This is a genomic window from Mesorhizobium sp. M1A.F.Ca.IN.022.06.1.1 (assembly GCF_003952605.1).
Classification (GTDB): Bacteria; Pseudomonadota; Alphaproteobacteria; order Rhizobiales; family Rhizobiaceae; genus Mesorhizobium.
Genome location: NZ_CP034455.1, coordinates 423,979 through 446,958, shown reverse-complemented (window position 1 = coordinate 446,958; position 22,980 = coordinate 423,979). Strand labels below are relative to the sequence as shown.

The window sequence follows — 22,980 nt, the reverse complement described above, 5'->3', positions numbered from 1 at the left end:
CGCCCCGACATCACGCAGGTCGACATGACGCACGATTTCCAACGCATTTCGGCGGTCACGCCGTTGCCCGGGCATCTGCGCGGCGGCGTCGTGGCGATCGGCAATTTCGACGGCGTCCACCGCGGCCATCTGTCGGTGCTGGAACGGGCGCTGGCCGAAGCCGGCCGCCGCCGCGTGCCGGCCCTGGTGCTCACCTTCGAGCCGCACCCGCGCAAGGTGTTCAGGCCGGACGTGCCGCTCTTCGTGCTGACGCCGCCGCCGATGAAGGCGCGGCTCCTGGCCAGGCTCGGCTTTGCCGCCCTCGTCGAGCAGCCGTTCACGCGCGACTTCGCCTCGCTCTCGGCCGAGGCATTCGTGACCGATGTGCTGGAAATCAGGCTGGGCGTCAGCCATGCCGTCACCGGTTTCGACTTCCACTTCGGCAAGGACCGCCAGGGCGGCCCGGCTTTCCTGATGGCGGCCGGCGAACGCCACGGCTTCGGCGTCACGCTGGTCGACGCCTTCCGCGACGAAGGTGCCGAGGTCGTCTCGTCCAGCCGCATCCGCGCCCTGCTTTGCGAAGGCAAGGTCGGGGAAGCAGCCGGCCTGCTCGGCTATCGCTTCACCGTCGAGAGCGAGGTGATCGCCGGCCAGCAGCTCGGCCGCACGCTTGGCTTTCCGACCGCCAATATGAAGCTTTCGCCGGAAGCCACTCTGAAGGAAGGCATTTACGCCGTCCGCTTGCGCCGCGCCGATGGCACGCTCCATGACGGCGTCGCCAGCTTCGGCCGCCGGCCGACCGTCGACGATAATGGCGTGCCGCTGCTCGAAACCTATGTCTTCGATTTCTCCGGCGATCTCTATGGCGAGATCTGCCAGGTGTCGTTCTTCGGCTATCTGCGCCCCGAGCTCAAATTCGATGGGCTCGATGCGCTGGTCGCGCAGATGAAGCGCGACGAGGCCGAGGCGAGGGCGCTGCTCGCAGGTGTGCGTCCGCTATCGGAGCTGGACGCCGCCATCTGTTTCTGAGGTCTGGAAGGCGCGGTGGCGAAGAGAAGCGTCAAAGCGCCTGCGTCCGGCTAGCAGATTGCAAACCTTGGCGATTGGCGAAACGCCCTCTCATGTCGTCATCCCAGGGTCTTCGCGACGGAGCTTCGCTCTGGGATGACCATGTTGGGCAGGCTTCGGCCGATCGCGAAGGTCGAGTTCCCTACCGCTTGAGCGCCAGCCCGGTGGCAATGAAGCTCCAGCCTTGGAAGACTAGGTCGACGGCCAGGAACATGCCGAGCACCCACAGGCTGTTGACCGGCCAGCCCATGGCGATGATCAGGCCAAGCAGGATGGTGATGATCGCGGCTGCCAGCAGCCATCCCCAGCCTTGCTGCGGCCGGTGGTTCCAGGCGACCCAGGCCCTCAGCAGCCCGGAAGCAATGAGCGCGACGGCGAGCAGAAACGTCAGCACCGCCGAGGCGAGCAGTGGGTTGTAGAAGGCGAAAAAGCCGGCGACGGCATAGAGCAGGCCACTGAGCAACCAGTAGAAGAAGCGCCCCCAGGTCTTGACGCCGAAAGCATGGATGATCTCGATGACGCCCCCCATCAGCATCAGCCAGCCGACGACATAGACCGAAGCGACGGTGGCGATGAAGAGATTGCCGAAGGCGATGCCGCCGAAAATCAGCAGCAGCACGCCGAGCGCCACGAACCATCCCCATTTGTCGCGCGTGCGTCCGATCGCGTCTTCCAGGGTATTGCCTTGCAAGCTCATGGCTTCGTCTCCCTGCAGAGTTCGCCGCGCATCCTGCGGTTGAAGGAAGGTAATCCCGATGTGATCACCCGTCCAGCGCGGTGGCTATTGCCAAGATGCACCGAAGCTGGTGTCATTTGACTTTGCGCAATGGAGGTACGGCGATGAAGCGATCCTATGGGCTCGCCCTGTTTCCCTCGGCTCTCGCCCTGTCCACTGTCGCTTCGCCTCCCGCCTTCGCGGCGCAGCCCGGCGATCCGCCGGACGGCATCGCCAAGATAGAGACGGTGGTCGTCATCTTCGCCGAGAACCGCGCCTTCGATAATCTCTATGGCCATTTTCCGGGTGCCGAGGGCATCGACAAGGCGAGCAAGGAAAGCTTGCAGCAGCGCGACCGTGACGGCTCGGTCCTGTCAGAGCTGCCGCCGGTCTGGGACGGGCTGACCGCCAAGGGCGTCACGCCGCCGGTGACGCAGGCAATGACCGAGCACCTTCCGAACGAACCGTTCACGGTGAACGACCCAAAAGGGTTCAACGTGCCGCTCAGCGTCGTGACGCATGATCTGTGGCATCGCTTTTACCAGAACCAGATGCAGATCAACGGTGGCAAGAACGACATGTTCGTCGCCTGGGCCGATTCAGGCGCGATGCCGATGAGCAACTGGGACGCCTCCAAGACCGATATGTGGGCCATTGCGCAAAAATACGTGCTCGCTGACCATTTCTTCATGGGCGGCTTCGGCGGCTCCTTCTTCAATCACCAGTGGCTGATCTGCGCCTGCGCGCCGTACTACGCGAATGCCGACAAGAGCCCGGCCAAGCCGTCGATCGCGGTGACGGACGCTAGCGGCACAGCGCTGAAGATCGCCGACAATTCGCCGAAATCGGCGCGCGACGGGATCCCGAAATTCGTCTCCGACGGCAACCTGACGCCGGATTTCTACGCGGTGAACACCATGCAGCCGCCATATCAGCCGAGCGGCAACGATCCGGCGCCCGGCGGCGATCGGCTGCTCGCGGATCCTACCAAGCCCACCACGCTGCCGCCGCAGACGGAACCGACCATCGGCGACATGCTCAGCCTCAAGCACATAAGCTGGGCGTGGTATTCCGGAGCCTGGCAGTACACGCTCGACCACGGCAACAAAACACCGATCCCGAACTTCCAATATCATCATCAGCCGTTCAACTATTACGCCAATTACGCTCCGGGCACCGAGGCCAGGCGCGAACATCTGCGCGACGCCGGGTTGGCTGGCGCGAGCTTCATCCAGGCCATCGACGACGGCACCCTGCCGCAGGTCTCTTTCTATAAGCCGCAGGGCAATCTCAACGAGCACTCCGGCTATGCCGACATCCAGGCCGGCGACCGACATATCGCCGATGTCGTGGCTCATCTGGAAAAGAGCCCGCAATGGCCGCACATGCTGGTCGTCGTCACCTATGATGAGAACGGCGGCATCTGGGATCACGTCGCACCGCCCAAGGGGGACCGCTGGGGACCGGGCACGCGCATTCCCGCGATCATCATTTCGCCTTTCGCCAAGCGCGGCTATGTCGATCATACCCCTTATGACACGACGTCGATCCTGCGCTTCATCACCGAGCGTTTCGAATTGCCGGTCCTGCACGGCATCGTGGTTCGCGACAAGGCCGTAGCCGCGCATGGCGAGCCGCCGCTCGGCGATCTTACCGGCGGGCTTGACCTGAATTGAGGGCGCGTTTTCGGAGGACCAACATGGACGCCGACCGGATCGTCGCGCTGGTCACGGCTGCCGGCATCGAGCTCACCGACCGCCGCCGCAACGCCAAAGGTGATGGTTGGTCGCTTAGCTTCTCCAGCGGCGCCACCGTTGAGGTGGGTGACGACGGATCGGCACGCGTCGCGGGGAAGGGCTCGAAGGCCGTGGCCAAGCTGCTGGACATGTCGCACGCGCCGCGCGGCAGCTGAGCCGGGCGGCCGATCTCCATGCTGGCGGTCCGCGCCGTCTCTGTTACGGATCTTAAGTCAAAATTTACCGCACTGACGCCATGCCTTCTGCGCTGCCCGGTGTTCCTGCCGGCCTGTTTCGCGTAAGGGTTGACGATGCGTATTGTCGGGACGATTCCGCTGGTTCTCGCCTCTGGCCTGATGGCCGTCACCTCTGCCCAGGCCGGCGAGGGGAGCTGGATTTCCGGCGACTGGTACCTGACGCTCGGCGCCACCGGTCTCGTTGCCCCGAATTTCGAGGGCGGCAAGAAATATATGCTGAGCGCCCAGCCCATCATCTCGCTCGGCAAGGCAGGGCCGGAGGCGCGTTTCACCTCGCGCAACGACAACATCTCGCTGGCGCTGATCGACGACGGCAGCGTGCGCGCCGGCTTGACCGGCAAGTTCCTGTTCTCGCGTTCCAGCAAGGACGAATTGCAAGGCCTTGATCCGGTGCGCTGGGGCGGCGAGGTCGGCGGCTTCTTCGAATTCTATCCGCTGGATTGGGTGCGGGCTCGGGCGGAGCTCAGACACGGCATCCGCGCCCATAACGGCTTCGTCGCCGACATCGCGGCGGACGCCTTCTACGACGTCACCCCGACCGTCCGCATTTCCGGCGGCCCCCGTGTCTCCTTCGCCTCGGCCGGTTATTTCGACGCCTATTACGGCGTCAACGCCACGGAAGCTGCGGCCTCGGGCCTCAGCGAATACCATCCGGGCGGCGGGCTGAAGTCGACCGGGCTCGGCGGCGCGATCACCTGGAAAGTGACCGAGCCGATGACGGCCAGCGTCTTCACCGAATATTCCCGCCTGATGGGGCCGGCGGCCGATTCCAGTCTGGTCAAGGAGCGCGGCGACCGCGATCAGTGGACCGTTGGCGTGTCGACCACCTACCGTTTCAATTTCTCGATGTAAGTCAAAATACCGGCGCTTTGGCTTGAAATCCGCGCTTTATTCCTGCCGCGGCATCCGCTAAAAGCCACGCCATGACGAGCTTTTCGCGCCTTTTTGCGATCGCGATACGAATTACGGGCCCGGTGTTCCGGGTGGCCTGAGCGCCGCCGGAGCCGCCGGGACTTTTGCGCGCGGCCCCCTCGCGCTTTTTCCAGATGATGATAGTTCAACGCCCGAGCTATTTTGCCAACGGGCAATGCACATGGCAGACCAATGACCGACACCCCCGTGACCGATACTGCTGAAACCATCGACTATTCCAAAACGCTTTACCTGCCGCAGACCAATTTCCCGATGCGCGCCGGCCTGCCCGAGAAGGAGCCCGGCCTGGTCAGGCGCTGGCAGGACATGGAGCTTTACCGCAAGCTGCGCGATGAAGCCGCCGGCCGAGAGAAATTCGTGCTGCATGACGGGCCGCCCTATGCCAATGGCAACATCCATATCGGCCACGCCCTGAACAAGATCCTCAAGGACGTCATCAACCGCTCCTTCCAGATGCGCGGCTACGACGCCAATTACGTGCCTGGCTGGGACTGCCATGGCCTGCCGATCGAGTGGAAGATCGAGGAACAGTACCGGGCCAAGGGCAAGAACAAGGACGAGGTGCCGGTCAACGAGTTCCGCAGGGAATGCCGCGATTTCGCCGCCCATTGGATCAAGGTGCAGGGCGACGAGTTCCAGCGGCTCGGCGTCATCGGAGATTTCGACAATCCCTATACGACCATGGCCTATCACGCCGAAGCGCGGATCGCCGGCGAGCTTTTGAAATTCGCCATATCCGGCCAGCTCTATCGCGGCTCGAAGCCGGTGATGTGGAGCGTGGTCGAGCGCACCGCGCTCGCCGAGGCCGAGGTCGAATACCAGGACTATGAGAGCGACACGATCTGGGCGAAGTTCCCGGTGGCGAGCCTTGCCCGGCCGGTCGATGCCGCCGATGCCGCGCCGGCGCTGAATGGGACGGCACTCGACCTGCTGGAGGCGCATGTCGTCATCTGGACGACGACGCCCTGGACGCTGCCCGGCAATCGCGCTGTCAGCTTTTCGCCGCGCATCGCCTATGGCCTCTACGAAGTGACCGCGGCCGAGAACAGCTTCGGGCCGCAGCCCGGCGAGAAGCTGATCTTCGCCGACGCGCTGGCGGAGGACGCCGCTTCCAAAGCCAAGGTCACCTTGAACCGGCTTCACAACGTCTCCCCTGAACAGCTTGCAAGTCTTACGCTTTCGCATCCTTTCAGAGGACTGGGCGGCGGCTACGAGTTCCCCGTGCCGATGATCGCCGGCGAGCACGTCACCGACGATGCCGGCACCGGCTTCGTGCACACCGCGCCCAGCCACGGCCGCGAGGACTTCGATGCCTGGATGGATGCGGTGGCCGAACTCATCAAGCGCGGCGTCGACACCTCGATCCCGTTCCCGGTCGACGATGCCGGCTTCTTCACCAAGGACGCGCCGGGCTTCGGCCCGGACCGCGAGGGCGGCCCCGCGCGCGTCATCGACGACAACGGCAAGAAGGGGAACGCGAACCAGGCGGTGATCGAGGAACTGATCAAGCGCAACGCGCTGTTCGCGCGCGGCCGGCTGAAGCACAGCTATCCGCATTCCTGGCGCTCGAAGAAGCCCGTCATCTTCCGCAACACGCCGCAATGGTTCGTCTATATGGACAAGGACCTCGGCGACGGCACGACGCTGCGCAGCCGCGCGCTGCAGGCGATCGACGACACGCGCTTCGTGCCGGCGGCCGGCCAGAACCGCATCCGCGCCATGATCGAGGAGCGCCCCGACTGGGTGCTGTCGCGCCAGCGTGCCTGGGGCGTGCCGATCGCCGTCTTCGCCGATGCCGACGGCAATGTGCTGAAGGACGAGGCGGTCAACCAGCGCATCATGGACGCCTTCGAGCAGGAGGGCGCCGACGCATGGTTCGCGCCGGGCGCCAAGGAGCGCTTCCTCGGCAACCACGACGCCTCGAAATGGCACCAGGTGACGGACATCCTCGACGTCTGGTTCGATTCCGGCTCGACGCATGTCTTCACGCTGGAGGATCGGCCCGACCTCAAATGGCCGGCCGACGTCTATCTCGAAGGCTCCGACCAGCATCGCGGCTGGTTCCACTCCTCGCTGCTCGAAAGCTGCGGGACGAGGGGCAGGGCGCCTTACGAGTCGGTCATCACCCATGGCTTCACCATGGACGAGGAAGGCCGCAAGATGTCGAAGTCCCTCGGCAACACGGTCGTGCCGCAGGACGTGATAAAACAGTCTGGCGCCGATATCCTGCGGCTCTGGGTGGTGACGACCGACTACTGGGAAGACCAGCGGCTCGGCAAGAACGTGCTGCAGACCAATATCGACGCCTACCGCAAGCTGAGGAACACCATTCGCTGGATGCTGGGCACGCTCGCCCATGATGATGGCGAGGACGTGCCGCTGGACAAGATGCCGGAGCTGGAGCGGCTGATGCTGCACCGGCTGTCCGAACTCGACGAGGCGGTGCGCCAGGGCTACGACGCCTTCGAGTTCAAGCGCATCACCCGCGCGCTGCTCGACTTCATGGTGGTGGAGCTTTCGGCCTTCTATTTCGACATCCGCAAGGACGCGCTCTACTGCGACGCGCCGTCCAGCTTGCGCCGCAAGGCGGCAGTGCAGGTCGTGCGCCATCTCTTCGAATGCCTGGTGAAGTGGCTGGCACCGATGCTGCCTTTCACGATGGAAGAGGCCTGGCTCGACCGTCACCCCGAAGCCGCCTCGGTGCATCTCGACCAGTTCCCGGCCATTCCGGATAACTGGAGGAACGAGGCGCTGGCCGAGAAATGGCGCAAGATCCGGCAGGTGCGCCGCGTCGTCACCGGCGCGCTCGAGATCGCGCGCGCCGATAAACTGATCGGCTCCTCGCTGGAAGCCGTGCCGGTGGTCACCATCGACGATGCGGCGCTGGAAGCAGCCATCGCCGATGTCGACATGGCCGAGATGGCGATCACCAGCGATCTGGTCATCAGCCATGGCAAGGCGCCGCAAGGCGCTTTCACGCTGGATGACGTCAAGGGCGTCGCGGTCGTCGTCGAGAAGGCCCAGGATCGCGGTCTGGTCAAATGCGCGCGCTCCTGGCGCTACACGGCCGATGTCGGGCAGGATCCGGAATTTCACGATGTCTCGGCCCGCGATGCTGCCGTGCTGCGTGAACTGAGGGCGCTCGGGCGTTTGTAGGTGCATGTCGCCCAAGAGTGCGCAGCGGTTTTGGGCTAACGATATGCACCCATGAAATAAGTGCAAAAGTGCCACGCCGGGCGGCGCAAATTCGCCCGCGCGTTGCCCTTGACAAGTGGTTGAGGTAAACACGCGACACTCCGGCAGACAAATTGTCGCCGGATTTCCATCGCAAACGCGGGGAAGAAGGGGACCGCGCCCCTGTGGCCGGTGGCGACCGAAAGGCTTTAAAGTGGGACTTTTTGGCATGACCGAAAGAACGTTTGCGCGCGCCGCGCTGCTGGCGCCGCTTGTGGCATCGGCCATAGCCATGTCGGGCTGCGTCGGCTCTCCGACCTACGGAACCGACAAGACCGCCGCCGAGCAACTCGCCGACGACGTTTCGGGCGCCATCGCGATCACGCCGAAGCGCCGCGATCCTATCGACTATAAGCCGCGCCCGGACCTGGTGAAGCCTGCGCCGGGACAGAAGGAAACTCTGCCGCCACCGCAGGAGAGCATCCAGACGGCGAGCGCCGACTGGCCCGAATCGCCCGAGGCGCGCCGCGCCCGCATTCGCGCCGACGCGACCGCCCACCAGAACGACCCGAACTACCAGCCGGAAGCGGTCGAGGACGTTCAGACCGACCCGGTGGCGGTGAAGAAGGCTTTGGCCGATTCTGCATCCAGCCATCCGCCGCGCTGGTCGCCGGACGATTCCAGCGCGACCCGAACCGCCGAGATCCAGCGCCGCCTCGCGGTGCAGAAGCAGGGCAATCCCAATGTCCGCAAGTATTTGAGCGAGCCGCCGCTTGCCTATCGTCAGGCCGCCGACACCGCGCCGCAAAACGAGCTCGGCGAGGACGAGTACAAGAAGGAGCGCCGGCTCAAGGCGCAGGCGGAAGGCAAGAAGGGCGGCGGCTGGTTTGACTGGCTGGGGCTGTAAGTGGCGAATAGCGAATAGCGAATAGCGAATAGGTCTCTGTTGCTCACTACTCACGACCTGCTTCTTTGCTACTCACTGCTTGCGTCAATTATTCACCATTCACTGCCATTCCGCCTCTCGCGAAAGAACTCCTTCAGGATGAGGGCCGCTTCGCTTTCGCCCAAGCCGGAATAGACGTCCGGCGCGTGGTGGCAGGTGGGCGAGGCGAAGAAGCGCACGCCGTTGACCACCGCGCCGCCCTTCTCGTCGGCCGCGCCGAAATAGAGCCGGCGGAGTCTCGCGAACGAAATGGCGCCGGCGCACATGGCGCAGGGCTCGAGCGTCACATAGAGATCGTGACCGGTAAGCCGCTCGCTGGCGAGTTGCCGGCAGGCTTCGCGGATCGCCAGCATTTCGGCATGCGCAGTCGGATCGGCCAGCTCGCGCGTGCGGTTGCCGGCCTTGGCCACGACAATGTTGCCGTTGGCGATCACTGCGCCGACCGGCACTTCGCCCCGGCTTGCGGCCGCTTCGGCTTCCTTGAGCGCCAAAGCCATGAAATCCGGCCGCTTCACGCGCTTTGCATTCCGATTACTCCTCGCCACCCGACGGTGATCCTGTTATCTAGCGCGTGACCCTGAAAACCGGAATCGGTTTTTGCCGCGCTGCTGCATGCGCAAATCAAGATGACACTGCCTGCATAACGTGTCCGACCGGGCGCGTACGCCGCGGCAGTCCAAGAAGAGCAAGATCCATATGGACGACGACAAGAAATCATCACGCAAAGGGCCGGGCAAAGGCGGATCGAAACCGACGCCGCGCGGCGACAAGCCGTTCCGCCAGGGAGCGCGTTCGCAGGGCAAGCCCTTCGAGAAGCGCGATGGCGCGCGCAAGCCTTACACGCAGCGTGACGACAGGCCGATGGCCGCCGATGGCGAGCGCCCCGCGCGCGATTTCAAGCGCAGCTACAAGCCGCGCGCCGTCGAGGGCGCGGAACGCGGAGAACGACCGTTCCGCAAAGGACCGCGCCCCGAGGGAAAGCCGTTCGAAAAACGCGATGGCGCCCGCAAGCCCTATACGCCACGTGGCGATCGGCCAGCGGCCGCGGAAGGCGAGCGCCGCGATTTCAAACGCAGCTATAAGCCTCGTGACGGGGGCGAAGGTGGAGAGCGTGGCGAACGACCGTTCCGCAAAGGTCCGCCGCGCGACGGCAAACCCTTCGACAAGCGCGAAGGGCGCAAGCCCTACACGCCGCGCGGCGACCGGCCGATGGCCGCCGAAGGCGAACGCGCCGAACGGCGCTTCGATCGCCCCAAGCGCGACTTCGGCGATCGGCCTAAGCGGGATTTCGGCGATCGGCCCAAGCGCGACTTGGCCGACCGGCCGCAGCGCGAAGACGGAGGCGACTTCGCGCAGCGCCCGAAGCGGGATTTCGCCGATCGAGCGCCGCGCGACAGCGCCGCGAGAAAGCCGGAAGGCGGCTTCAAGCCGCGCCCGCGGCCCTCAGAAGCAGCGCCGGAGGCCGGCGAGCGCATCGCCAAGCGGCTGGCGCGCGCCGGCATCGCCTCGCGCCGCGACGCCGAGGAACTCATCGCCGCCGGCCGCGTCAAGGTCAACGGCAAGGTGCTGTCGTCGCCGGCCCTCAACGTCATGCCCGACGACGTCATCCATCTCGACGGCACGGAGATCCCGCCGATCGAGCGCACAAGGCTGTTCCTGTTCCACAAGCCGGCAGGCGTGGTCACCACCAACCGCGATCCCGAAGGCCGCAAGACCGTCTTCAACGTGCTGCCGGCCGATCTGCCGCGGCTGATGACCGTGGGCCGCCTCGACATCAACACCGAAGGGCTGCTGCTGCTGACCAATGACGGCGGGCTGTCGCGGGTGCTCGAACTGCCGGCCACCGGATGGCTGCGGCGCTATCGCGTGCGCGTCCACGGCAAGGTCGAGGAGAGCAAGCTCACCGCCCTGCGCGACGGCATTGCCGTCGACGGCGTCTTCTACGGCTCGGTCGAGGCCTCGCTCGACCGCGAGCAGGGCAGCAATGCCTGGCTGACGATCGGCCTGCGCGAAGGCAAGAACCGCGAGGTCAAGAACATCCTCGGCGCGTTGGGGCTGGAGGTGACGCGGCTGATCCGCATCTCCTACGGGCCGTTCCAGCTCAACGAGCTGCCCGAGGGCCACGTGCTGGAAATCAAGGGCCGCACGCTGCGCGAGCAGCTCGGCGAGCGGCTGGTTGAAGAGTCCGGCGCCAATTTCGACGCCGAGATCCAAAAACCGTTCTCCAACAAGCCGGTGCGACGCAGCGAGCCGCGCCGCGATGAGGACGAGCGGCCGAAATTCACGCGCGAGGGCGACCGCCGGCCGATCGGCGAGGGCGGGCTGATCAAGGCCCGCAAGCGCCGTGAGGGCAGCCGCGACGAGGCGCTGAGCAAGCTTTCGACGAAGCCCGAGCGAGCCTTCGGCGAACGCGGTCCCCAGTCTCGCTTCGACAAGTCTGGCTTCGACAAATCCGAGCGCGGCTTCGGTAAGTCCGAGCGCGGCTTCGGCGGCAAGGCCGGCGGCAAGAAAGGCGAACCGCGGCCGATCGAACCGCCCGGCCAGCGCAAGGCCAATGTCTGGATGGCGCCGGGCGCGCGTCCCATCGGCAAGGGCAGGGCGGAGGCCGACGCCGCGAAGGCCGCGGAAGCGAAGGCGCGGAAGGCGTCGTTCAGGCCGGGCGGCAAGGGCACGCCGTTCGGCAAGCCAAGAGACGATCGGCCGGAGGGAAGCGGCGGCGACAGGCCGCGCGGTCCGAAGGGGCCGAGGGGTGGCAATGCGGATCGTCGGCGGTGAGTTTCGCGGGCGTCCGCTGGCGACGCCGCGTTCCAATGCCATCCGTCCGACCACCGATCGCACCCGCGAGGCGGTGTTCAACGTGCTTGCGCATCGCTATGCCGAAAAGCTCGAAGGCGGCCGTGTGCTCGATCTCTTCGCCGGCACCGGCGCGCTCGGGCTGGAGGCGCTGTCGCGCGGCGCCCCCTACTGCGTCTTCATCGAGGAATCGGCGGAAGGGCGCGGGCTGATCCGCGACAATGTCGAGGCCTTCGGGCTCACCGGGCGGACCAAAATCTTCCGCCGCGACGCGACCCATTTGGGCGAAGCCGGCACGCTGTCGCCCTTCGGCCTGGTCTTTGCCGACCCGCCCTATGGCAAGGGCCTCGGCGAGCGCGCGCTGCGCTCGGCAAAAGCCGGCGGCTGGCTCCTGCCCGGCGCGCTCTGCGTGGTCGAGGAGGCGGCGTCCGCGCCGTTCGAACCGGGCGCCGGTTTTTCCGTGGTGGACGAGCGCGGCTATGGCGACACGGTGATCCGGTTTGTCGAGGTGGGGTGAGGGGCACGTCCCTTCTCCCGCAAGGGAAAGGAAATGACGCACGCGCCTCGAAAATGACGAACAAATCACTTTGCCTCGCCATGGAACCTTTTCTATCGTCGCGCGACCGAAACCGGAGCATTTGATGACATTGAACACCAGAGGCCTGCGCGCAGCATTCCTTGCCGGCGCGCTGGCGTTCGCGGCGCAGGCTCCGGCACGCGCCGCCGACGAAGCCGCGGTCAAGGATTTCCTGCTCGAGAACGGCCTGGAAGTCGTCGTCATTCCGGACCATCGCGCCCCGATCGTCACTCATATGGTATGGTACAAGATCGGCAGCGCCGACGAGCCGCCCGGCAAATCCGGCATCGCGCATTTCTTTGAGCATCTGATGTTCAAGGCTACGAGCAACCACGCAGCCGGCGAGTTCGACCGCGCCGTGGCCGACATCGGCGGCTCGAACAACGCCTTCACCTCCTACGACTACACCGCCTTCCATGAGACGGTGCCGCCTTCGGCGCTCGAGGAGATGATGGGGTTCGAGGCCGACCGCATGCGCAACCTCGTCCTCACCGACGATGTCATCAAGACCGAGCGCGACGTTATCCTGGAAGAGCGCCGCTCGCGCATCGACAACGATCCGCAGGCAGTGCTGGACGAGGAGGTCGACGCGACGCTCTGGCAGAACCAGCCCTACCGCATTCCGGTGATCGGCTGGATGCAGGAGATGGAGCAATTGAACCGCGAGGATGCCAAGGCGTTCTACGACACCTTCTACCGGCCGAACAACGCCGTGGTGATCGTCGCCGGCGACGTCGATCCGGACGCGGTGAAGGCAATGGCCGAAAGGACTTACGGAAAGGTGGCGCGCGGGCCGGACCTGCGGGCGCGCATCCGCCCGGTCGAGCCGGAGCAGAACACCAAGCGCACCGTGACGCTGACCGATGCGCGCGTCTCGGTGCCGAGCTTTTCCACGCAATGGGTGGTGCCGTCCTATCACACCGCCAAGCCCGGCGAGGCGGAGGCGCTCGATCTCCTGGCCGAAATCCTGGGCGGCGACAACCGCAGCCGCCTCTACCAGCAGCTGGTGGTGAAGCAGGGCATCGCCTCCGGGACCGGCGCGTTCTTTCAGGGCACCATGCTCGACGCCACCAACTTCACCGTCTATGGCTCGCCGCGCGGCGACGCCAAGCTTTCCGATGTCGAAGCGGCGGTCGATGCCGAGGTCGCGCGCATTGCCAAGGACGGCGTGACCGGTGACGAGCTGGAGCGGGCCAAGACCCGCTATGTCCGTTCGATGGTCTTTGCTCGCGACAAGCAGGACGACATGGCCAATATGTACGGCTCGACCCTCGCCACCGGCGGCAACGTGAAGGATGTCGAGGAATGGCCCGACCGCATCCGCAAGGTCACTGCCGCAGAGGTCAAGGCCGCGGCCGCCCGCTACCTGGTGCTCGACCGCTCGACGACCGGCTATCTCCTGCCGCAACAACAGGCGGGGAATTGATGATGAGCATGGAACGCGGACGAATGGGCGCTTCTTCCCTTCTCCCCTTGTGGGGTCCGAAGGACGGGGCGAGACCCGTGGCTCGCCCCCGGGCGGTGGACGCGAAGCGGCCGGATGAGGGGCGCCCCAGCTGGGCGATATGCTCCTCCGTCTCGGCGCTGTGCGCCGATCCACCTTCTCCCACAAAGGGAGAAGGTGGGGTCTACCGTATCGTCGCAACCCTCTGCTTTGCCCTATTCTTCCTGCTCTTGCCGGCGCTGGCCGCCCACGCGGAGATGAACATCCAGGAGGTGAAGTCGAAGAAAGGCATCACCGCCTGGCTGGTGGAAGACCATTCGATCCCGCTGGTTGCCATCCGCTTCGTCTTCGACGGCGGCACCGCGCAGGACCCTGCCGGCAAGGAAGGTCTGGTCAATCTGATGAGCGGCCTGTTCGACGAGGGCGCCGGCGACCTCGACAGCGAGGCCTTCCAGTCGAAGCTGGACGACGCCGGCGCCGAGATGAGTTTTCAGGCTGCACGCGACGGCCTTTATGGCTCGATGCGCATGCTGTCCGATCAAAAGGACGAGGCGTTCGGCCTGCTGAAGCTGGCGGTGAACAGCCCGCGCTTCGACCAGGCGCCGATCGACCGCATCCGCGCCCAGATGCTTTCGGGCATTCTCGCCAATGAGCGCGACCCCAACACGATCGCCCAGCAGCGCTGGCTGCGCGCGATCTATGGCAAGCATCCCTATGCGCGGCCGGATGAGGGGACGAAGGAGAGCCTGGCCACCATAACGGCCGCCGACCTCAAGGCCTTTCGCAAAGCGAGTTTCGCGCGCGCCGGCCTGCATGTGGCGGTGGTGGGCGACATCGACGCCGCCACGCTCTCCGGCAAGCTGGACGAGGTGTTCGGCGACCTGCCGCAGACGCAGACGCTGGCCCAGGTGGCGGACGTGTCGCTGAAGCTCGGCCAGCAGCTGGAAGTGAACTACGATCTGCCGCAGACCTCGCTGCAGCTTGCCTGGCCCGGCGTCAAACGGAGCGATCCCGATTTTTACGCGGCCGTGCTGATGAACGAGATCCTCGGCGGCTCGACTTTCACGTCGCGGCTTTACGAGGAGGTGCGCGAGAAGCGCGGCCTTGCCTATAGCGTCAGCTCCGATCTCGTCGATCACGAGCATTCCAACGCGCTGCTGGTCACGACGGCGACGCGTTCCGACCGCGCCGCCGAGACGCTCGCCATTGTGCGTCAGGTGGTGAAGGAGATGGCCGAGAACGGCCCGACCGAGGAGGAGCTCGCGGCGACCAAGAAATACATGATCGGCGCCTACGCCATCAACAATCTCGACTCCTCCAGTTCCATTGCCGCGACGCTGGTCGAGCTGCAGCTCGACGATCTCGGCATCGACTACATCAGGCGCCGCGCCGCGCTGATCAATGCGGTGACGCTTGCAGACGTCAAGGCGGCGGCAAGGAAGCTTCTGTCGGCCGACCCGGCGATAATGGTGATCGGACCGCCGCTGGTGCAGGTGGCGGGAGCCCGCAAGGGATGAGCCCGACCTTCGCGGTTGCCTTCGGCGGCGGCGGCGCGCGGGGGCTGGCGCATATCCACGCCATCGAGGCGTTGGACGAGCTCGGGATAAAACCGGTTGCGATCGCCGGCTCCTCGATCGGCGCCATCATGGGCGCCGGCATGGCCGCCGGCATGCGAGGGGCGGAGATCCACGAGTACAGCCGCTTGATCCTCGGCAGCCGCGCTGAGGTGGCCGCGCGCATGTGGCGCTCGCGGCCCGGCACGATCGCGGAAGCCATGCAGGGCGGCATCCGCGTCGGCCAGTTCAATATCGAGCGCATCCTGAAGGCCTTCCTGCCTGACGCCATTCCGGCGACCTTCGAAGAGCTGAAGATTCCGCTCAAGGTGACGGCGACCGACTATTTCGGCCACAAGCTCGCGGTGTTCTCGCAGGGCGATTTGCAATCGGCGCTGGCGGCCTCGGCCGCCATTCCGGCGGTGTTCCGCCCGGTGATGCGCGACGACCGATTGCTGATCGATGGCGGCATCTACAACCCGGTGCCCTTCGACCTGGTCGAGAAGGATGCCGACATCATCATCGCCATCGACGTGGTCGGGGCGCCGAGCGACGTCGAACGCAAGCATCCGACCACGGTCGACCTCATGTATGGCGCCACGCAGCTGATGATGCAGTCGATCATCGCCAACAAGCTGCGGCAGCACCCGCCGAATATTCTTATCCGTCCGGCCGTCTCGAAATACCGCGTGCTCGATTTCCTGAAGATCGAGACGCTGATGGCCGACACCGTCGAGATCAAGGACGAGCTGAAGCGCGCCGTCGAGAAGGCGGTCGCCGAGCGCGGCGGCAAGCTCGGCAAGGCGGTGTGAGCGGTGGGACAGGCCTGATCCGCTACGTGGAAGGACCGAGTTCTATTTGCCTGTGCGATGCAGTTTATCCATGTCTGCGTACAAGTACGCATTTTGTCATTATCCTAATATATAGGGTAGCGCGAATAATCTCCCGACCGGCAACAACGAGTTTCGGCGCTACTGGGGTAGGGGAAAAGCAACGCGGCGATCTATCGCCGTCGTAGCCGTCACCATCGAGCCACCACCTGTCTGTGAATCGCCTTTTGGGCTGGCCGTTCACGGGCCGGACCGTCGGGTTGCGCCTGGTTGCATGGCACATTCTGATCCTCTCCCCGTAAGACTGGGCGCCGATCCATTCGGCATGGGGTAGTCAGCCGTCTCCGACGGCCAACGAGCAGGCGCGGAGCGCGTCTGCCAGGGGGATGAAAATAATGGCTACGCAAATCTCCGGTGCCGGCGGCACCACGACGTCGTTCTCCAACACGCCGCAGGCACAGGGCGATGTCTTCAACTACACGGAAGACAACGTGGTCATCGTGTCCGCATCCCAATCCATCATCCTATTGGACGTTTTGGCGAATGATTTGGGCGGCAATGCCAAGACCCTCTATTCGATCGACGACGGCACGTCCGCATCGACGGCTACGAAGCAATACGCGCCGATCGACCTGACGACCCAGGATGCGCAGGCAACCGGCATCTCCGCCTGGGAAGACATCGGCGGCGGCGTGCTGATCCGCATCAACAACGGCAAGGTCGAGATGAACCTTAGCGGTTATCTCGCGCAGCACGGCTTCACGAGCCTGCAGGCGCTCGGAGCCGGCGACCACATCAACGAGACTTTTACCTACGCAATCAAGCTCGGCAATGGAACGTTGAGCTGGGCGAGCGTCTCGGTCAACATTCAAGGCACCAATGACGGCGCCACCATCACAGCGGCGCCGGGCGCGGACACGACTGTGGTGGAAGCTGGCGGCGTCGCCAACGGCACGCCCGGCGACCCCGGCGCACATGGTCAGCTGATCATTTCGGACGTTGATGCCGGCCAGAACCATTTTCAGGCACCGCCGAGCCTCCAGGGCATGTACGGCACCTTCACTTTCGATGCGACGACGGGAGCGTGGACCTACGCGCTGAACCAGGCACTTGCCGACCCGCTGACGCAGGGCCAGAATGTCACCGACACGTTGACCGTGACATCCGCGGATGGCACGGCGAATTACAACATCGTCGTCAATATTACCGGCACCAACGATGCCGCGGTGCTGTCGGCCGATGTGAGGAACCTGACCGAGACCGATGCGGCCGCCGACATATCGAGCAGCGGCCAGCTGACCATCTCGGATGTCGACAGCCCGGCGACCTTCGTCGCCCAGGCCGGCACGGTCGGGACCTACGGCACCTTCGCCATCGATGCCGCCGGCGCCTGGACCTACACGGCCTCCTCGGCGCACAACGAGTTCGCCGCCGGCACCACCTACACCGACACCTTCGACGTGGTCAGCGCCGACGGCACCCACACCTCGGTGACCATCAACATCGACGGCACCAACGATGCCGCCATCATCGCCGGCACCACCAGCGGTGCGGTCGACGAGGACGGCGCCGACGCCCCGGTGACGGCGACCGGCTCACTGACGGCAAGCGACGTCGACAACACCGCCAACGTCTTCCAGGCCGCCAGCGGCAATGGCGACTCCGGCTACGGCAGCTTCTCCATCGATGCTGCCGGCAACTGGACCTACACGCTCGACGACACCAATCCGGCGGTCGACGCTCTCAACGACGGCGATCCGCTCAGCGACTCCTTCACCGTCTATTCCGAGGACGGCACGCCCCAGCTGATCACCATCTCGATCACCGGCACCAACGATGCCGCCATCATCGCCGGCACCACCAGCTGTGCGGTCGACGAGGACGGCGCCGACGCCCCGGTGACGGCGACCGGCTCACTGACGGCAAGCGACGTCGACAACACCGCCAACGTCTTCCAGGCCGCCAGCGGCAATGGCGACTCCGGCTACGGCAGCTTCTCCATCGATGCTGCCGGCAACTGGACCTACACGCTCGACGACACCAATCCGGCGGTCGACGCTCTCAACGACGGCGATCCGCTCAGCGACTCCTTCACCGTCTATTCCGAGGACGGCACGCCCCAGCTGATCACCATCTCGATCACCGGCACCAACGATGCCGCCATCATCGCCGGCACCACCAGCGGTGCGGTCGACGAGGACGGCGCCGACGCCCCGGTGACGGCGACCGGCTCACTGACGGCAAGCGACGTCGACAACACCGCCAACGCCTTCCAGGCCGCCAGCGGCAATGGCGACTCCGGCTACGGCAGCTTCTCCATCGATGCTGCCGGCAACTGGACCTACACGCTCGACGACACCAATCCGGCGGTCGACGCTCTCAACGACGGCGATCCGCTCAGCGACTCCTTCACCGTCTATTCCGAGGACGGCACGCCCCAGCTGATCACCATCTCGATCACCGGCACCAACGATGCCGCCATCATCGCCGGCACCACCAGCGGTGCGGTCGACGAGGACGGCGCCGACGCCCCGGTGACGGCGACCGGCTCACTGACGGCAAGCGACGTCGACAACACCGCCAACGTCTTCCAGGCCGCCAGCGGCAATGGCGACTCCGGCTACGGCAGCTTCTCCATCGATGCTGCCGGCAACTGGACCTACACGCTCGACGACACCAATCCGGCGGTCGACGCTCTCAACGACGGCGATCCGCTCAGCGACTCCTTCACCGTCTATTCCGAGGACGGCACGCCCCAGCTGATCACCATCTCGATCACCGGCACCAACGATGCCGCCATCATCGCCGGCACCACCAGCGGTGCGGTCGACGAGGACGGCGCCGACGCCCCGGTGACGGCGACCGGCTCACTGACGGCAAGCGACGTCGACAACACCGCCAACGCCTTCCAGGCCGCCAGCGGCAATGGCGACTCCGGCTACGGCAGCTTCTCCATCGATGCTGCCGGCAACTGGACCTACACGCTCGACGACACCAATCCGGCGGTCGACGCTCTCAACGACGGCGATCCGCTCAGCGACTCCTTCACCGTCTATTCCGAGGACGGCACGCCCCAGCTGATCACCATCTCGATCACCGGCACCAACGATGCCGCCATCATCGCCGGCACCACCAGCGGTGCGGTCGACGAGGACGGCGCCGACGCCCCGGTGACGGCGACCGGCTCACTGACGGCAAGCGACGTCGACAACACCGCCAACGCCTTCCAGGCCGCCAGCGGCAATGGCGACTCCGGCTACGGCAGCTTCTCCATCGATGCTGCCGGCAACTGGACCTACACGCTCGACGACACCAATCCGGCGGTCGACGCTCTCAACGACGGCGATCCGCTCAGCGACTCCTTCACCGTCTATTCCGAGGACGGCACGCCCCAGCTGATCACCATCTCGATCACCGGCACCAACGATGCCGCCATCATCGCCGGCACCACCAGCGGTGCGGTCGACGAGGACGGCGCCGACGCCCCGGTGACGGCGACCGGCTCACTGACGGCAAGCGACGTCGACAACACCGCCAACGTCTTCCAGGCCGCCAGCGGCAATGGCGACTCCGGCTACGGCAGCTTCTCCATCGATGCTGCCGGCAACTGGACCTACACGCTCGACGACACCAATCCGGCGGTCGACGCTCTCAACGACGGCGATCCGCTCAGCGACTCCTTCACCGTCTATTCCGAGGACGGCACGCCCCAGCTGATCACCATCTCGATCACCGGCACCAACGATGCCGCCATCATCGTCGGCACCACCAGCGGTGCGGTCGACGAGGACGGCGCCGACGCCCCGGTGACGGCGACCGGCTCACTGACGGCAAGCGACGTCGACAACACCGCCAACGCCTTCCAGGCCGCCAGCGGCAATGGCGACTCCGGCTACGGCAGCTTCTCCATCGATGCTGCCGGCAACTGGACCTACACGCTCGACGACACCAATCCGGCGGTCGACGCTCTCAACGACGGCGATCCGCTCAGCGACTCCTTCACCGTCTATTCCGAGGACGGCACGCCCCAGCTGATCACCATCTCGATCACCGGCACCAACGATGCCGCCATCATCGTCGGCACCACCAGCGGTGCGGTCGACGAGGACGGCGCCGACGCCCCGGTGACGGCGACCGGCTCACTGACGGCAAGCGACGTCGACAACACCGCCAACGCCTTCCAGGCCGCCAGCGGCAATGGCGACTCCGGCTACGGCAGCTTCTCCATCGATGCTGCCGGCAACTGGACCTACACGCTCGACGACACCAATCCGGCGGTCGACGCTCTCAACGACGGCGATCCGCTCAGCGACTCCTTCACCGTCTATTCCGAGGACGGCACGCCCCAGCTGATCACCATCTCGATCACCGGCACCAACGATGCCGCCATCATCGCCGGCACCACCAGCGGTGCGGTCGACGAGGACGGCGCCGACGCCCCGGTGACGGCGACCGGCTCACTGACGGCAAGCGACGTCGACAACACCGCCAACGCCTTCCAGGCCGCCAGCGGCAATGGCGACTCCGGCTACGGCAGCTTCTCCATCGATGCTGCCGGCAACTGGACCTACACGCTCGACGACACCAATCCGGCGGTCGACGCTCTCAACGACGGCGATCCGCTCAGCGACTCCTTCACCGTCTATTCCGAGGACGGCACGCCCCAGCTGATCACCATCTCGATCACCGGCACCAACGATGCCGCCATCATCGCCGGCACCACCAGCGGTGCGGTCGACGAGGACGGCGCCGACGCCCCGGTGACGGCGACCGGCTCACTGACGGCAAGCGACGTCGACAACACCGCCAACGTCTTCCAGGCCGCCAGCGGCAATGGCGACTCCGGCTACGGCAGCTTCTCCATCGATGCTGCCGGCAACTGGACCTACACGCTCGACGACACCAATCCGGCGGTCGACGCTCTCAACGACGGCGATCCGCTCAGCGACTCCTTCACCGTCTATTCCGAGGACGGCACGCCCCAGCTGATCACCATCTCGATCACCGGCACCAACGATGCCGCCATCATCGTCGGCACCACCAGCGGTGCGGTCGACGAGGACGGCGCCGACGCCCCGGTGACGGCGACCGGCTCACTGACGGCAAGCGACGTCGACAACACCGCCAACGCCTTCCAGGCCGCCAGCGGCAATGGCGACTCCGGCTACGGCAGCTTCTCCATCGATGCTGCCGGCAACTGGACCTACACGCTCGACGACACCAATCCGGCGGTCGACGCTCTCAACGACGGCGATCCGCTCAGCGACTCCTTCACCGTCTATTCCGAGGACGGCACGCCCCAGCTGATCACCATCTCGATCACCGGCACCAACGATGCCGCCATCATCGCCGGCAACGGCGCCCAGGACGCTTCGGTCACGGAGAAGAGCGGCGTCGCCAACGGCACACCTGGCGATGCTTTCGCTTCGGGCGACCTCAATGCGACCGACGTGGACAATCCCGCGACCTTCAACATGCAGGCCGCAGTCGCCAAAAGCTATGGCACTTTCTCGATCGATGCCAACGGCGCCTGGAGCTACACGCTCGACGACAACAATGCGACCGTTCAGGCGCTCAACAGCAGCGGCGCGAACACCACGCTGCATGAACTGGTGACGGTCTCGACCGTCGACGGCACGCAGCAGGTGATAGACATCACCATCCACGGCGCCAACGACGCCGCGGTGATCAGCGGCACCTCGGCGGGGACCGTCATCGAAGCGGGCACCTCCAATGGCGGAGGCACGCCGACCGCCACCGGGGACCTTCTGTCGGCTGATGTCGACAACAGTACGGACGCCTTCCAGGCCGTCAATTCAGCGACGGCCAGCGCGCTCGGCTACGGCAGCTACACCGTGACCGCCGCGGGAGTCTGGACCTACACGCTCGACAACTCGAATCCGACGGTCAATGCCTTGACCGGCAGCCAGTCCTTGAGCGACAGCTTTACTGTCTTCTCCGAGGACGGCACGGCGAAACTGGTCTCGATTACCATTAATGGCGCTGACGACGGCGCACCCCGCTTTGCTCCGACTGACATCCAGCTTACACCAAGCACCACCACCGGGGATGTGAACTTCAGCTCGTTCCAGTTCACCGGAACACTAAGCGCCACCGATCCGGACCCCGGCAGCTTCGTCTACAGCATCACTTCGCAATCAGACCCGGGGCTGTTCTCGATCACCGGCAGCACGCTGAATTCCGGAGATCTTTCGCCGAGCAAGGCCTATTCCATCACCGTGCAGGCAACCCAGGTGGGCGACCCCGCAGGACCACCGTACCAGTATAGTGAGACGTTCCAGGTCATCACTGGCAGCAACGGCAATTCAAGCGACGCGCTTAACGGAGCCAACGGTGGCGATGACGTCCTCTACGGCAACGGCGGCGCAGACATCATTCTCGGCATGGCGGGCAACGACACGCTGTTCGGCCAAAGCGGCAATGACACGCTCAACGGTGGCGATGGCATTGACAAGCTTGTCGGCGGGGCCGGCACTGACACGCTTACGGGTGGTCTGGGAGCAGATACATTCTACTATGGCTCAGCCGTTGCGGATTCGCCCGCAACCGCCGCAAACGACACCATCACCGACTTCGTCCATGCCGTCGATAAGATCGACCTGTCATCGATCGATGCCAATACCGGCAGCGGCGGCGATCAGGCCTTCCTGTTCGGCGGTCAGAACGCGAACACCGTCGCCAACAGCATCACCTGGTCCGAAAGCGGCGGCAACACGATTGTGCGTGTCGATGTCGACGGCAACGCAACGGCTGATTTTCAGATCAGGCTGACCGGCGTCAACCTCGGACTGACGGCCAGCGACTTCGTGCTGTAAACAAAGAGGTGAGCCGCGCCCGCGCGGCTCACCTGGTATCCCGCTACCCCAGGATTCAGCTTACGAATTAAGGTTTACGGCAGGTTTACGAGCGGATCGCGTGGCCGGGTGAGGGATCCGGAATAGTATCGTTCCGGGC

14 protein-coding genes are annotated in these 22,980 nt (G+C 65.2%); 12 read left to right on the top strand and 2 right to left on the bottom strand.

The genetic code is table 11. The features are described from left to right. The first annotated feature begins 24 nt into the window (after window positions 1-24). Window positions 25-1,008, top strand: coding sequence for a bifunctional riboflavin kinase/FAD synthetase (locus EJ078_RS02190; protein ID WP_127216135.1), 984 nt, complete (start codon window positions 25-27; stop codon window positions 1,006-1,008). A gap of 181 nt (window positions 1,009-1,189) precedes the next feature. Here EJ078_RS02190 and EJ078_RS02185 read toward each other — a convergent pair whose 3' ends face one another. Beyond that, window positions 1,190-1,744, bottom strand: coding sequence for an HdeD family acid-resistance protein (locus EJ078_RS02185; protein ID WP_095801162.1), 555 nt, complete (start codon window positions 1,742-1,744; stop codon window positions 1,190-1,192). Between the two features lie 143 nt (window positions 1,745-1,887). Here EJ078_RS02185 and EJ078_RS02180 point away from each other — a divergent pair, with 143 nt between their 5' ends. The 5 genes from EJ078_RS02180 (at window position 1,888) to EJ078_RS02160 (ending at window position 8,769) form a co-directional block, all read left to right on the top strand. After that, the gene (locus tag EJ078_RS02180) at window positions 1,888-3,438 is read left to right on the top strand and encodes an acid phosphatase (RefSeq protein WP_245457103.1); all 1,551 of its coding nucleotides are present in this window, start codon (window positions 1,888-1,890) and stop codon (window positions 3,436-3,438) included. Window positions 3,439-3,461: 23 nt separating this feature from the next. Next, complete coding sequence (locus EJ078_RS02175) at window positions 3,462-3,674, top strand: hypothetical protein (protein ID WP_066996644.1); 213 nt, start codon at window positions 3,462-3,464, stop codon at window positions 3,672-3,674. A gap of 135 nt (window positions 3,675-3,809) precedes the next feature. Next, window positions 3,810-4,607 (top strand): MipA/OmpV family protein, encoded by a 798-nt coding sequence (locus tag EJ078_RS02170; RefSeq protein ID WP_095778378.1) that lies wholly within the window; start codon window positions 3,810-3,812, stop codon window positions 4,605-4,607. 252 nt (window positions 4,608-4,859) lie between these two features. Next, on the top strand, window positions 4,860-7,844 hold the full coding sequence (gene ileS, locus EJ078_RS02165) for an isoleucine--tRNA ligase (protein ID WP_206518432.1): 2,985 nt from the start codon (window positions 4,860-4,862) through the stop codon (window positions 7,842-7,844). A gap of 247 nt (window positions 7,845-8,091) precedes the next feature. Next, window positions 8,092-8,769, top strand: a complete 678-nt coding sequence (locus tag EJ078_RS02160; RefSeq protein WP_208721059.1) for a hypothetical protein — start codon at window positions 8,092-8,094, stop codon at window positions 8,767-8,769. A 92-nt stretch (window positions 8,770-8,861) separates the two neighbouring features. On the opposite strand, the gene EJ078_RS02155 is transcribed toward EJ078_RS02160, so the two are convergent. After that, a complete protein-coding gene (locus EJ078_RS02155) occupies window positions 8,862-9,323 on the bottom strand; it encodes a nucleoside deaminase (protein WP_066996659.1) in 462 nt (153 codons plus the stop codon). Between the two features lie 181 nt (window positions 9,324-9,504). On the opposite strand from EJ078_RS02155, the gene EJ078_RS02150 reads away from it, so the two are divergent. The 6 genes from EJ078_RS02150 to EJ078_RS02125 all read left to right on the top strand — a co-directional run bounded on the left by EJ078_RS02150 (window position 9,505) and on the right by EJ078_RS02125 (window position 22,841). Beyond that, the gene (locus EJ078_RS02150) at window positions 9,505-11,583 is read left to right on the top strand and encodes a pseudouridine synthase (protein ID WP_127216137.1); all 2,079 of its coding nucleotides are present in this window, start codon (window positions 9,505-9,507) and stop codon (window positions 11,581-11,583) included. Continuing rightward, the gene (gene rsmD / locus EJ078_RS02145; RefSeq protein WP_067325125.1) at window positions 11,564-12,118 is read left to right on the top strand and encodes a 16S rRNA (guanine(966)-N(2))-methyltransferase RsmD; all 555 of its coding nucleotides are present in this window, start codon (window positions 11,564-11,566) and stop codon (window positions 12,116-12,118) included. Before EJ078_RS02150 ends, rsmD begins: the two co-directional genes overlap by 20 nt. Window positions 12,119-12,242: 124 nt before the next feature. Further along, window positions 12,243-13,604 (top strand): pitrilysin family protein, encoded by a 1,362-nt coding sequence (locus EJ078_RS02140; RefSeq protein ID WP_208721058.1) that lies wholly within the window; start codon window positions 12,243-12,245, stop codon window positions 13,602-13,604. Window positions 13,605-13,813: 209 nt separating this feature from the next. After that, window positions 13,814-15,139 (top strand): pitrilysin family protein, encoded by a 1,326-nt coding sequence (locus tag EJ078_RS02135; RefSeq protein ID WP_245307551.1) that lies wholly within the window; start codon window positions 13,814-13,816, stop codon window positions 15,137-15,139. Further along, window positions 15,136-15,987 carry a patatin-like phospholipase family protein gene (locus EJ078_RS02130; protein WP_127215101.1) on the top strand — a complete coding sequence of 284 codons (852 nt, stop codon included), beginning with the start codon at window positions 15,136-15,138 and terminating at the stop codon, window positions 15,985-15,987. The genes EJ078_RS02135 and EJ078_RS02130 overlap by 4 nt, the downstream gene beginning before the upstream one ends. Window positions 15,988-16,400: 413 nt before the next feature. Continuing rightward, window positions 16,401-22,841, top strand: coding sequence for a VCBS domain-containing protein (locus tag EJ078_RS02125; RefSeq protein WP_208721057.1), 6,441 nt, complete (start codon window positions 16,401-16,403; stop codon window positions 22,839-22,841). The last annotated feature ends 139 nt before the right edge of the window (window positions 22,842-22,980 follow it).